The organism is Yersinia enterocolitica subsp. enterocolitica, from assembly GCF_901472495.1.
Taxonomy (GTDB): domain Bacteria; phylum Pseudomonadota; class Gammaproteobacteria; order Enterobacterales; family Enterobacteriaceae; genus Yersinia; species Yersinia enterocolitica.
The window spans coordinates 657,946-672,007 of record NZ_LR590469.1 but is presented as its reverse complement, the minus strand read 5'-3'; the positions used below and the strand labels follow the sequence as shown (position 1 = coordinate 672,007).

Genomic DNA, 14,062 nt, shown 5'->3' with positions numbered 1-14,062 from the left:
AAAAACTGACAGGGCCGTATTCGCGGCACACTGTCAGTCCATAATAAATGGTCAGTTTCTTTTTACTGCCGATGATAACTCGGCTTACTTACCGGTTTTTTTAACCAGATTATCCGCAGGTAATTCCCCTGGCAGATAATTAGGCAAACGCCCCGCCGGGAAGATTGCCAGTAGTGATAACAACGCCATAATCAATAAACCAAATTTCAGTGAGCGAAGACGGGCTTCTTCATTGACTCGCACCGCTTCCGCGACCTGCTCAGGTGTCGCAGTGGTTTGCGCCAACACACCTTGCAGGCGGTCATTACTGACAAAGTTGATGCTGTCCATATTCACTTGCGCCTGAATTTCTGGCGTCAAAATTGGCGTTTCAGCCACGCCACGTATCACGTTGGCGCTGAGCAAACCAACCAGTAACGCGCCAGCAACAGCAGTACCGATGGCATTTGCCAGGTTATTCGTGGTACCACGTAATGAGCCAACATCACCGGCCAATTCTTTCGGTGAAGCACTGACCAATACGTTGAACAGTAAAGTCACTAATGCACCCTGAGCCAGACCAAATACCACTAAACCAAACAGTACAGCGAATTCACTCCAGTTATTGCGCACCACAAATGCCAGCCACAACAGAGCAATAGTACAGGTGATGAAACCATAACGACCAATCTTGCGTGGTGTCAGCTTCTTATAGAAACGAACAATCAACATCGCTGAGAAGAACACCGATAAGTTAAATGGCATCATGGCAATCGCCGTCGCCATCGGGGTACTGCCCTGCACTATCTGGATATACAGCGGAACCGAGAAATTCAGCATAGCTTCCAGTGCAACCACCGCAAACATAGCAAATACAGCGGCTTTTTCAGTCGGTGAGCTAAGCACTTCCAGTGCCAATAAAGGTGTTTTGCCTTGTTCTTGACGACGGCGAGTCCAGACCACAAACGCCTGACCCAACACAATTCCCAGTACAATCATGAAAGGTGCGGGAGAGAAGCCCAGCAGATCGAATGGCGCACCATCACGAACCAGACCAAAGCCCCAACGGTTCAGGTTGTTAAAGCCAAATGACAGCAGGATAATCGCCGACGCCGCCAAAATGACACCGAACACATCAATGCCAACTTCCGGGCGGCCTTGGTCAGACTTCAAACGGAAGCTCAACACAAAGATGATTGCAGACAACACAATCAAGATGCCGAATGCTGGACGCCAGCCGATATATGTTCCCAGAACTCCACCAATCAGGAATGCTGCCACACCGGCACCGGCACGCGCTGAGCCTAAAGCACCCAGTGCTGTAGCCTGTTGCGTACCGCGGTAGTTTTCAGCAATCAAGGCCACCAGAGCAGGAACCAACGCGGCACCCGCCAGACCACTTAATGCCTGAGCACTGATCATCACGGTGACATTCGGGCTGAATGTCATCATGACCTGCGCGACACCAAACAACAGAACGGTACAGCGGAATACCACCAGCGGCCCGAAACGTTGGTTGAGTTTGGCACCCAACATCACGAAACCAGCAACAGAGAGTGAGTACATCACGATCGCCGTTGCAATGGTCGTTGGTGGGACATTAAAGCTCTTGACCATTCCGCCTAACGCTACCGGCAGGGAGGCCACGTTAAATGACATCAGAATCTGGGCCAATGCGATGGTGATCATCGGCACCCAAGACTCTTTAACTTCCGCACCTGCGCGGTGAGTTGATTGATTCGCCATAAATATCTCTATCCTTTTGAAAAACAATATTGTTTAGACTCAATCCGGTGTTACAACGCGCATTTGTCGCCACATGACCGGTTTTTTGAGCTTTACATGACTCTCACGGCTCAACTCTTTTCGGTGTAAGGCGCAGAAACAAACATATCCATCCCAAGACTACGTGATAAGAACCGGGCGGCCAGTTGCCCTTTAACACTATTACCAGCACTATCCAGTAACGGTGCAAAAGTCCCCAACCCCCCCTTACCCGGTGACACTGTCACAATACCGCCACCAATACCGCTTTTCCCAGGAAGGCCGATATCATAAAGCCAGTCGCCAGATGTTTCGTACAACCCTGCCGTTACCATTACCGCCAATGCGTAGTGGCAAACATCATTATCTACCACCCGCTCGCGAGTCAGTGGATTGACGCCCCCGTCTGCCAGTGTCGCGCCCATGACAGCTAAATCGCGCGCACTGACATTCAGTGAACATTGGTGCGTATAGAGATCGGTTGCGATAAGGGGATCACACCCCAGACGGCCATAACCTTCCAGCAAATTGGCTATGCCACGATTGCGAAAATTAGTTTCACATGCAGATTGATACACTTCTTCATTAAGGGTCAGTTCACGGCCAGCAAAACGGCACAAACCGTCATAAATGAATTTCCACTGCTCATCGCTGGTGGCACCGGGTACCAGGCTGGTCGTGGCAATAGCACCAGAGTTCACCATAGGATTAGTGCGCCCGTCAGGTGCCCGCTCAATGGCAGTCACTGAGTTAAATGCCATACCCGTACTATTCACACCCAGTTTTTCACGAGCGACTTTCGCGCCTATGGCCTGGCAGACCAAGGCAAAAACAAAAGGTTTGGAGACACTCATGATGGTAAATTCATAATCTACATCGCCGGCTGAATGCACTTTACCGTTAGTACCAACCATGCAGACGCCAAATAGATTAGGAGGGATACGTTCTAATGCAGGATAAACCGTCGAAACGACACCTTCATTATCAGTGCTAAACCGTTTGTGGGCTTCTTGCACCAATTTAACCACAGTATCTGGATCCGGCAGATGCCCGGTGGATACATAGTCGATAATTCCATTTTTGCTATCATCTGTAGGCATATAGTTACCTCCCGTTTAACTTCTGTTTATATTTCTGTCTTTCTTTTGCCTGTAAGGCTTATTTTAAGCGGCAGAAATACTTATACCCTTCATCCTTCAAGCTGCATGTGCGTTGGCTGCTCTCGTGCACCCGAATCACTTACTTAAGTAAGCTCAGCGGGACTTACTCAATTGCCGCCTTCCCGCAACTCGAATTCTTTTTGGTATATACGTTTTAATTTATATAAAATAGTAATTATGATTTGCGCTTCTTTAACCTTTGGATTTATGAATTACTCATGAAATTCTTAGAGTAAGATATCCTAGGTTTAGAAAACTGTATATCAGTTGTTTTTGAATAGTTTAATTATGTTTTTACAGAGAAAAATTATCAGAACTGTTGCAATATCATCGTAATAACGATAAGGCAGGGAAGTTTTGCGGGGGAGTAAGATAATAACAAACAGCAGATAAACATGTTATGCCGTATTAATCCGACATAATAGTATTATAGTATCGGTAAACAGCCCTTTAATAAACGCCAAACATTGTATTGCGATGCTAAGGGCCGACCAGCATATTAATACTTATGATAAATAGGGTTGTATCCAACTCAGCCCTGCCACGGTACCTGCTCTCGGGTGATATTCGCAACCAATCCACCCCTTGTAGTTAATCTCATCCAGTAGTCCAAATAAATAGGCGTAATTAATCTCACCTTCATCGGGTTCATGACGGCCCGGTACTGATGCAATCTGAATATGCCCATAGCGCCCTGCGAACGCGGTAATTAAATGGCTGAGATTACCGTCCACTATCTGCGCATGGAATAGATCCAACTGCGTAAATACATTAGGACGGTTGATGAGGTTAACCAATTCCAATGTTTGATATTGGCTGGAGAACAGGTAGTTAGGTTTTATCTTCGGATTTAACGCTTCAATCATGACATTAATATTATGCTCGGCAAACCGGTCAGCGGCATAACGCACATTGTCGATGAATGTCTGTTGATAATTTTTTCGGTCTGCGCCTACAGGTACCACACCAGCCATGATATGAATAGATGGGCAGCCCAGTGCCAGCGCATATTCCAAAGCCAAATCAATATCACGGCGAGCTTCTTTTTCTCGACTCGGCAGCGCCGCCAGCCCCCATTCACCAGCACTAATATCGCCGGGAAGGGTATTAAACAACACCTGTTGCAAACCTTGCTCTTTCAATTTCGCCGCCAATTGATCTGCTGGATAATCGTAGGGAAATAAAAACTCCACACCACCGAAGCCCGTGTCTTTTGCCGCCTTGAAACGTTCAAGGAAAGGAACTTCTGTAAACATCATGGATAAATTAGCAGCAAACTTAGGCATATTTAACTCCTTAATTCGGCGATTTCATCATCGGTTAGATAACGAATAGGTCGGTCACCCAGTGTAAATATCAGGCGTGCAGTTTCCTCTAACTCTTCCATATTGTCTGCCGCTTCTCGCAAACTTTTCCCCACGACGACCGGGCCGTGATTTGCCAGTAAAAAAGCACGATACTGCGGAGCCAACTTTGCCAACGCCTCCCCTAACCGAGGGTCTCCCGGACGGTAATATGGCACCACAGGAACATCGCCGACCCGCATCACCACATAAGGTGTAAAGGGCTTAATGGCATTGTGGCAATCAAGGCCTTGCAAGCAAGAAAGTGCGGTTAAATAAAGGCAATGCAAGTGAACGACGGCTTCACACTCAGGATTATTAAGATAGATTGCACGATGAAAGCTGATCTCTTTTGAGGGTTTATCACCCGAAATCCATTCCCCCGCTAAACTGACCTTTGATAGCCGTTCAGCATTTAACTCACCTAAGCAGGAGCCCGTTGGCGTCGCTAATAATGTGCCGTCCGCCAGTTTCAGTGACAGATTTCCCGCTGAGCCGGTGGCGTAACCTCGTTGGAAAAAGGAGGCTCCCAACTTGACCATATCTTCCCGTGCCTGCTGCTCATTCATACTGCGAACTCCGTTTGTGCTCTGGCAAAAAAGTTTTCATCACCAAAATTACCCGACTTCAACGCTAATGAAATGGGGTGGTCGGTCGATTTTACCCAAGGAACCCCAGGTGAGATGGCTGGCCCAATATGAAAAGCTTGAATACCTAAAGATTGAGCGACAATACCGGAGGTTTCGCCGCCGGCCACGATGAAACGTTGGACACCTTGCCGTTGCAAGCTCCGTGCTAAAGTCCCGAACAGATGTTCCACCGCTTCACTACTGGCAGCCGCACCCCACTGCCGCTGGATACTCTGTATGACCTCAGGTTCAGATGTGGCGTACAGTAACGGAGCCAACGGCCCAGAGATATTCTCCATCACCCAGGTACAGAGCTCTTTGGCATAGGATTCAGGTTCATTTAGACAACGGGTTATATCAATTGACTGGGCTGGAGCCTGTTGAACATAGCGAGCGACCTGCCGATTGGTCATTGCTGAACAAGAACCGGATAACACAACACATAACTTGCCTTGCGGGGCACCGGTTAACGTGGCAGGTAAGTGATGCTGAACGCCTTTCATCCACTGCTGCGCCAAGCCGATAGCCAAACCAGAGCCCCCCGTCACCAACACCATATCGCGCACCGCTTCAGCCTGTGTCAGTAAGTGGTCGTCGTTTAAGGTATCCAGTACCACATAGCGAATGCCCTCATCTTTCAGACTGCGCAAGTGTGATTTTACCGTGTCAACGCCTTGATCCATCACGGAGCTGTTGATCAAACCACTGCGCCCACGACTCTGCGCATCCATCAGGCGCAGGAGGTTACTGTCAGTCATCGGGGTCACCGGATGATGGCGCATCCCTGATTCAGACAATAATTGCCCCATAACAAATAAATACCCTTGATATACTGTGCGCCCATTAATTGGTAGCGCGGGGCAGATGACAGTTTGTTGCTGAGCAAGAGCATCCATTAATGCATCAGTCACAGGACCAATGTTACCTTGCGCAGTGCTATCAAATGTCGAACAGTATTTAAAATAGAATTGTGTGCAGCCCTGGTGTTGTAACCATGCCAACGCCGCTAAAGAATCTGCCACGGCCTTCTCTGCTGAACCAGAGCGCGATTTTAGGCTGATCACTATAGCGTCTGCCCGCACCTGACAATCCGTTTGAGGTATGCCAGTGACTTGCACCGTCGACATGCCATTCTCCACCAAAAAACTGGCAATATCTGTGGCACCGGTGAAATCATCTGCAATAACGCCTAATCGCATCAGATACTCTCCTGTTCTTTTATCAAGCCAGATTCCATGACACATGCTGATAGCATTTTTGTGTGAGTCATAACCCCTCCGTGTTAATTTTGGTGATAATTTGATTTATTATGTTAATGGTAGCCAGGGGATTGCCGTATTATTGTGAATGAAATCACAATAATTAACACAGAAGACTCATAAATCACATGAATTAACATCAATAATGAGGTTCGCGTGGGCATCATAAGGAATAAAATGAATAAATTAGTGATTCTTAGCGTTAAAAAATGAGAAATATTTTCTAATCACTGACGTATAATCACATTAATTACCATTGCCATGTAATGAACAAACTGAATAAGGAGCGAACGTGATCCCCGTTGAACGTCACCAACAGATACTGGCACTGGTTGCCGAGCGTGGCGTCGTCAGCATTGCTGAACTGACTGAACGTTTAGGTGTATCGCACATGACTATTCGTCGTGACGTGCAAAAACTGGAAGAACAAGGTGCAGTGTTATCCGTTTCGGGTGGGGTTCGTTCGACTGAGCGGCTGGCTGCTGAGCCCTCTCATCAAGATAAAACGCTCATGTACAGCAGCCAGAAAAACGCCATTGGTATGGCGGCAGCGCTGCATATTCCACGTAATAGCTGTATTTATCTTGATGCCGGAACCACCACACTGGCGTTGGCACGGCAACTGGAAGCCAGGGATGATTTATTGGTGGTCACCAATGACTTTGTCATCGCTAATTTTTTGATTGAATCCTGCCAATGTAAAATGATCCATTCAGGTGGCACATTGTGTCGCGAAAACCGTTCTTGTGTCGGTGATGCCGCCGCCCGTGCGCTACGAAATTTATCCATTGATATCGCCTTTATTTCAGCATCCTGCTGGGGGTCTCGCGGCATTTCAACACCGGATGAAGACAAAGTTGTGGTGAAACGGGCAGTTAGTGAGGTTAGCAGCAAGCGCGTGCTACTGGCTGACGCATCAAAATACGGCAAGATTGCCACTTATTTAGCCTTACCTCTTACTGACTTTGATGCCGTGATTACTGATACCGGTTTGGCGTCTACAGCCCATGAAGAACTAGCCACTAAAGAGATTGAATTGATTATCGCCCCAACCCTGCGTCAATCTGATTGATCGATAAATAGCCTGCACCTCCTCTTGCCATACAGACAGTCCCGCAGAGGAGGGAAATTTGATAACTATATAAATCGTTATGTAGCTAAAGTAATCCCAAGTCTTAGCGCCCTAATAAATAAACGGCGTAAACTACAGGGCAACTTCGTTTGTATCCTTTTTTGTTGGCAACTATTGATATAACACCCATCTCATCAATCTGGATGTCTGAGGGTCACACAGGCCGGCGTTTCTGGAGCATGACATGAACAATGCAACCACGGCTGGAAAGCAAAAAGTGCCGTTACGACTCAGTACATCTATCACACTCATGGTTTCTGCGGTGATTATCTCCGTGTTATTGGTAGTTCACACACTGTTCTTCGTTCAACTTAGCAAGATGGCACAAGAGGGTTTGCAAGACAAAGCCGTTGCCGTCGCCCGGTCGCTCTCTTTTTCGCCCACCATCATTCACGGATTAACCGATCCTGAAACTGGGAAACAAATACAGTCCTATACCAGTCAAGTTCAGAAAGCGAATAACCTGCTATTTATTGTTGTGACTGATATGAACGGCATACGTTATTCACATCCTAATCCAGAGATGATCGGACAACATTTTATCGGCAATGATTTAGAACCTGCGCTACAAGGCAAAGAAAACAGCGCGATAAACCGAGGTGTACTGGAAAGAGCATTGCGTATTTTTATTCCTGTTTATGAACCTCACGGCAAACAAATAGGTGTTGTCGCAATTGGGATTTCTCTTACCAGCATTGACTCGGTTGTCAGTGAAACCCGTTGGACTATTCCCTGGACCATATTATTTGGAGCGCTGATTGGATCACTCGGCACCTGGTTTTTAGTCAAAGCACTGAAAAGAATTATGTTGGGTTTTGAACCCTACGAGATCTCCAACTTATTTGAACAGCGTAACGCCATGCTGCAATCCATTAAAGAAGGCGTTATCGCAGTTGATGCCAACTCGCGCATTACCGTGGTAAACCATGAGGCGAAGCGCTTATTTAAACAAAGTGGGCCGATGGAGAATTTATTACTCAGTAGTGCCAGCAAGTATTGGCCAGTGCGTTTGTATTTAGAGCAGGTATTGGAAACCGGGATTGCCCGACGCGATGAAGAAATAAACTTTAATGGCAGCATATTACTGACCAATACTGTTCCCGTAATGGTCAAAGGCGATATTATCGGCGCAATCGCCACTTTCCGCGATAAAACCGAAGTGAGTCAATTGATGCAACGCCTCACTGGCATGGTGCATTATGCCGATGCCTTACGAGCACAGTCGCACGAGTTTATGAATAAACTCCATGTGATTTTGGGTTTATTGCATATGAAGTATTATCAGCAACTTGAAGATTATATTGTTAAAACATCGAATAATTATCAGGCGGAAATTGGCTCTCTTCTGCGCAAAGTAAAATCTCCAATCATTGCCGGTTTCCTGCTGGGGAAAATCAACCGGGCACGCGATTTGGGTATCACGTTATCTATCAGTGACGATAGCTTGTTGCCCGATACCGATAATGAGCAAATAACGACTACCTTAATTACAGTTTTGGGCAATCTGATTGAGAATGCTATGGAAGCCATTGGCAACCAGTCTCAACGAGAAATTAATGTCAGCTTCCATTATCAAAATGGCCGTGTACATTGCGTTGTCAGTGATGATGGGCCGGGTATTGCAACCGAGTTGCAAGACAGTATTTTTGATAATGGTTTTTCCACGAAAGGAAATGAACACGGCATTGGTTTGAGCCTGGTTCGCCAGAGTTTGGAAAGTATTGGCGGCAATATTGAGTTCGATTCAGAAGCGGGTGTTTTTACCCAATTCTTTATCAACCTCCCCTACGAAGTAACCTCAAATAATATGATCTCCAGTGACAATTATTCAAACAACATCAGCGCGGTAAATCATGATTAATGTATTAATAGTAGATGATGATGCAATGGTAGCTGAGCTGAACAAGTGTTATCTGAGCCAAGTGGCGGGCTTCAACTGCTGCGGCTCAGTCTCCAGTTTACAGCAGGCCCGGGAGCACGTGATGGCAGCGGAACAGCCGATTCACCTGGTCCTGTTAGATGTATTCATGCGCCAGGACAATGGATTAGACTTGCTGCCAGTTTTACGTGAATTCAGTGAGCATACTGATGTTATTGTTATTTCATCTGCGACTGATGTGAATACCATCAAAAAAGCACTGCAATACGGGGTAGTAGATTACTTAATTAAGCCGTTCCAATTCTCACGTTTTGAAGAAGCACTGTCGACTTATCGTGAAAAACAGAGTTTGCTGGGGCAGCGCGAATATTGTGCGCAAGAAGATGTCGATTCATTATTACGGCGTAGTAATGCCACGCCCGTCGAGCGCAAAAAATTACCCAAAGGGCTAACAGCGCAAACACTACGAACTGTATGTGAATGGATTCTGGAAGTACAGGATGGGGAGTTTTCGACGGAGCAGATGGCAAATGCTATTGGTATTTCACGCGTTTCTTGCCGTAAATATTTAATTTACCTTTCCGATACTGAAGTTCTCAGCACTAAAGTTCTGTATGGCGCAACCGGCCGGCCGGTTTATCTCTATAAACTCTTGCCCAGCCAGCAGGAGGTATTAAAACAGTATTGCCAATAGTATTAGCACCAAGAAGAACTTAATTCTCAATGACAAACGGCATCCGATAAAAAATGCCGTTTGTTATGCTATTACTCAAAGTGTTTGTTTAAATTATCCAACCTAACAGCTTTAAATTATCCAACCTAACAACAATGTGGCACCAATTACCGTGGATGCACCGCCAATACGGGTGGCTATCTGTGCAAATGGCATCAATGACATCCGGTTTGAGGCGGAAAGAATAGCAACATCCCCTGTCCCACCGAGTCCGCTGTGGCAACTGGTCACAATGGAGGCTTCCACGGGATACATATTTAGATAGGGAGCAGTAATGAAACTGATGGCCGCCATTGATAAAACAACAGATCCACAAACCACGACATAGCCAACGGAGAATACGGCGACAACACTTTCTAACGGAACATACAACATCCCCAGACCAATCATTAGAGGCCAGACCAACGTAGTAGAAACAAATTTATACCAGCTGTGCGCACCCTGCTCCATTTTTGACGGAATAACCTGCGCGTATTTGCACATCACGGCAATCAAAATCATAAGTACCGGGCCAGGAATATGCACAACCTTTTCAAATAACCCACCTACAATGAAGAATGCACAGGTCATTAATAGCCCACCGCCCATTAACTGAAAATCAGCCTGTTTTGGCCCTTCTTGCGAGGTAAACACCGCATTGTCTTGCGCTGAACGAATTAACATCCCTTCGCCATTCAGATCTTTGCGCCGCATACCGATACGTGCCAACACACCGGCACAGATAATAGCAAAAATGTTTCCGACCACTGCCGCTGGAGCCAACTGGGCAACATAAATATCAGGTGCTTGCCCAAGAATCGCCGAATAAGCCAAGGACAACGGCAAGATACCTTCACCAATGCCACCACCGATGATCGGGACAATAATAAAGAAAAAAGTGTGATAAAGGGAGAAACCGAATAACTTACCCACCAATAACCCGGTAGCGACGGCAGTGATGGTTCCCACTACCAGCGGGATAAACATACGTGTCATTCCCTGAATGAGTACCACGCGATTCATGCCAAGAATACTGCCAACAACCAGACTGGCGATGACAAAATAGAGTAAATTCGCCTCCTTCATCAGCAAGTGAACCGTATCTAACGTATTGGTTTGAAAAATACCAAAGTAGACCAACACTGATGGCACCATCAGACACAATATAGCTGGGCCACCTATGTCTTTTAATACTGGAATATGGCGACCAATATGGGATAACACAAAGCCCATCGTCATAATAACAGCCAAGCCACCAATCATATTTTTGGGTAGATAACTGGCATAAGCCGAAATAAACACAATAGCCGAAATGGTCATAAATAAAGCCATTGGCATAGTGTTTATATTCATTTTGTTCACGTTGGTAATCAACGTTTTGATGGAAAACTTATCTGCCATACCGATCTCTTCGTCGCAAGCAAGAGTGATGTCCTGATTTGTTTTTTTCATTTTAGACCTACTGTTGGGTAGCACCTAAGGAACAAGAGGTAACGTATTGAATGTTATGATCAGCTAATGATATTCGATATTTATCACAGACCTATTTAAGGAAGTAATCGATTAACCTGTCGCTAAAAATTATTATTAACATCAGCAATATTATTATTAACATCAATAATAAAAACAGAAGATGTAAATGCTCAACCTCAAGATACCACTCCACTCAGAGCAAAAGAACAAGAGATACTGATATACTTATTGCATTTGAGAGCATCACGACAGGTTTATTTTAATTAACTTAACTCGGTGTTTTGTAATTAAAAAATCCGAATGTAATCAAGTTTCTCTGTTATGCTTTTTTAGTTAAAAATGGTTAGATTAAAATCTTTGTTTAGATATAAACACTTTGCATGCATGAAATCGCTCGCTTACGACAGCCAGTCTACTCGTGGCCTTAAGTGCTATAGCTTAGCGGCTGCCCCCAGTTTCAACGCAGTATGCTATCAATGCCTGGAGTAATACCTTATTGGCAACCCTTTATATTGATCATAATTAAAACACCTATAGACCCGATGCCAAAGTATGTGTTTTGTGCCCAAAAGACAAACCATGCATATAAAAAGAATATCTGCATAAAAGTTTTCATCTAATTCAACCAATTAAGATCAACTGCAATTTAATCCAAAATGATAGTAATAAAATATAAAGCCAGGCTAAAAATAGTATCGATAGAAAATATACAGAATTGATTTATAGTAAAAAAACAAGCTCTCCGCATTCATCGACATAACAACCGGTTACGAGTTGTTCTAAAAACAATCAATAGTTACACTAAATGTATTAATATGTAAGCATGCGGTGTAATTATAAATTAACCTTAGCCATTCAATTAGTGACTTCGTTAATGCCGCAAAAAAAATAATTTATAAGTGAATATTTTTTTGCCTCATCACGATAGAAACGATAGCATGCCCTCCCATAATTCAAGAGTAATGATCAAAGCCACAACAAGTGAAGGCGCTAAGACGCTATTTATGCATTAACCTTTAGCAATCGGTTGCAGTAATACATTCACGATGATTGCACAACAGACAGGAAAATAGGGAATGTCTATGATGTCAGGAAAGCACTCTGCAGAAACCCATCACGACGCAAAAAAACGCTGGTTAGATTCTCATGATACTGGCTATCACAAAAGTATGGGCCGACGTCATATACAAATGATAGCGATCGGCGGTTCTATTGGTACCGGCCTATTTTTAGGTACAGGTGCTCGTTTGCAAATGGCAGGCCCAGCATTAGCATTGGTTTATTTGGTATGCGGGGTTTTCTCATTTTTCATTCTCAGAGCCCTCGGCGAACTGATTTTACACCGCCCCTCCAGTGGTAGTTTTGTCTCTTATGCTCGCGAGTTTCTCGGCGAAAAGGCATCCTATGTTGCTGGATGGATGTATTTTCTCAACTGGGCAATGACAGGGATCGTCGATATTACCGCCGTTGCTCTCTATATGCATTATTGGGGAACCTTCTCTGATGTACCCCAATGGCTGTTTGCGTTAGGCGCACTTTCAATTGTCGCCACCATGAATATGATTGGCGTTAAATGGTTTGCGGAGATGGAATTCTGGTTCGCATTGATTAAAGTGGCCGCCATCTCCATATTTCTGGTCGTCGGGGTTGTCTTTCTTGGAACCGGCCAGAGTGTAGGTGAACACTCGTCCGGTATGCATCTGATCACTGATAATGGCGGATTCTTCCCCCACGGGTTACTTCCCGCACTGGTATTAGTTCAGGGAGTTATATTTGCTTTTGCAGGTATTGAGTTAATTGGCACCGCAGCCGGCGAGTGCAAAGACCCAGAGAAAATGCTACCCAAAGCGATCAATAGTGTGATTTTACGTATTGGCCTGTTTTATGTCGGCTCAGTGGTCCTGTTGGTATGTTTACTCCCCTGGAATGCCTATCAGGCCGGCCAAAGCCCTTTCGTGACATTCTTCAGTAACTTAGGCGTTCCTTATATTGGGACAATCATGAATATAGTGGTGCTATCCGCCGCTCTTTCCAGCCTGAACTCGGGGCTGTATTCTACAGGTCGCATTCTACGTTCATTATCGATGGGCGGTTCAGCACCAAAATTCATGTCCCAAATGAGTCCCCAATCAGTCCCTTATGCCGGGATACTGGTCACTGTCGGCATTTATGTTTTTGGTGTAGTGCTTAACTTTCTCGTCCCATCACAGGTATTTGAGATTGTTTTGAATATTGCGTCGCTAGGGATTATTAGCTCATGGGCATTCATTATTGTGTGTCAGATGAAATTACGTCAGGCGATAAAGAACGGCACGGCCAAACCCGTCGCCTTTAAAATGCCCGGTGCTCCCGTGACATCCTGGCTAACCCTATTTTTCCTGGCCGGTGTATTAATCATGATGGCGTTAGATTATCCGAATGGTACCTGGACCGTTGCGACTTTACCTGTCATCGCCGTATTGTTAGTCGTTGGCTGGTTTAGTTTGCGTAAACGCGCCCGAGAAGTTGCAGCAGAACACAGAAATATGCCAGTCAAAGAAAGTGGCGCTAAAACAGTGCAACCTCTGATTTGTATGAACAAAAGCCAGTAGGTTAAAAAAGACATTCAGCCCGTAGCTTGATAAACAAACTTACGGGCTAAATTTAACGCGAATACGGCTAAGATTAATATTAAACCGCTATTGAATAATGCAACGGACACTACCGATTGATTCAATAATAGTGAGTAAAGT

10 protein-coding genes are annotated in these 14,062 nt (G+C 45.2%); 4 read left to right on the top strand and 6 right to left on the bottom strand.

The window, feature by feature from the left end:
• Positions 1-84: 84 nt before the first annotated feature.
• From FGL26_RS03085 to otnK, 5 genes are all read right to left on the bottom strand, one after another.
• Positions 85-1,725 carry an MFS transporter gene (locus tag FGL26_RS03085; RefSeq protein WP_005168954.1) on the bottom strand — a complete coding sequence of 547 codons (1,641 nt, stop codon included), beginning with the start codon at positions 1,723-1,725 and terminating at the stop codon, positions 85-87.
• A 110-nt stretch (positions 1,726-1,835) separates the two neighbouring features.
• The gene (glsA, locus tag FGL26_RS03080; protein WP_005168952.1) at positions 1,836-2,843 is read right to left on the bottom strand and encodes a glutaminase A; all 1,008 of its coding nucleotides are present in this window, start codon (positions 2,841-2,843) and stop codon (positions 1,836-1,838) included.
• Positions 2,844-3,409: 566 nt separating this feature from the next.
• Positions 3,410-4,189 (bottom strand): 2-oxo-tetronate isomerase, encoded by a 780-nt coding sequence (otnI, locus tag FGL26_RS03075; RefSeq protein ID WP_005168948.1) that lies wholly within the window; start codon positions 4,187-4,189, stop codon positions 3,410-3,412.
• Between the two features lie 2 nt (positions 4,190-4,191).
• On the bottom strand, positions 4,192-4,815 hold the full coding sequence (gene otnC / locus FGL26_RS03070; protein ID WP_005168943.1) for a 3-oxo-tetronate 4-phosphate decarboxylase: 624 nt from the start codon (positions 4,813-4,815) through the stop codon (positions 4,192-4,194).
• Complete coding sequence (gene otnK / locus FGL26_RS03065) at positions 4,812-6,074, bottom strand: 3-oxo-tetronate kinase (RefSeq protein ID WP_005168940.1); 1,263 nt, start codon at positions 6,072-6,074, stop codon at positions 4,812-4,814. Before otnK ends, otnC begins: the two co-directional genes overlap by 4 nt.
• A 352-nt stretch (positions 6,075-6,426) precedes the next feature.
• Between otnK and ygbI the strand changes: the two genes are divergently transcribed.
• The 3 genes from ygbI to dcuR all read left to right on the top strand — a co-directional run bounded on the left by ygbI (position 6,427) and on the right by dcuR (position 9,839).
• Positions 6,427-7,206 (top strand): DNA-binding transcriptional repressor YgbI, encoded by a 780-nt coding sequence (ygbI, locus tag FGL26_RS03060; protein ID WP_005168938.1) that lies wholly within the window; start codon positions 6,427-6,429, stop codon positions 7,204-7,206.
• A gap of 244 nt (positions 7,207-7,450) precedes the next feature.
• Positions 7,451-9,127 (top strand): sensor histidine kinase, encoded by a 1,677-nt coding sequence (locus FGL26_RS03055; RefSeq protein WP_005168935.1) that lies wholly within the window; start codon positions 7,451-7,453, stop codon positions 9,125-9,127.
• Positions 9,120-9,839 (top strand): two-component system response regulator DcuR, encoded by a 720-nt coding sequence (gene dcuR / locus FGL26_RS03050; RefSeq protein WP_005168932.1) that lies wholly within the window; start codon positions 9,120-9,122, stop codon positions 9,837-9,839. The genes FGL26_RS03055 and dcuR overlap by 8 nt, the downstream gene beginning before the upstream one ends.
• A 111-nt stretch (positions 9,840-9,950) precedes the next feature.
• Here dcuR and FGL26_RS03045 read toward each other — a convergent pair whose 3' ends face one another.
• Positions 9,951-11,309 (bottom strand): 2-hydroxycarboxylate transporter family protein, encoded by a 1,359-nt coding sequence (locus FGL26_RS03045; protein WP_005168928.1) that lies wholly within the window; start codon positions 11,307-11,309, stop codon positions 9,951-9,953.
• Between the two features lie 1,097 nt (positions 11,310-12,406).
• Between FGL26_RS03045 and ansP the strand changes: the two genes are divergently transcribed.
• Positions 12,407-13,921, top strand: coding sequence for an L-asparagine permease (gene ansP / locus FGL26_RS03040; protein ID WP_032912707.1), 1,515 nt, complete (start codon positions 12,407-12,409; stop codon positions 13,919-13,921).
• The last annotated feature ends 141 nt before the right edge of the window (positions 13,922-14,062 follow it).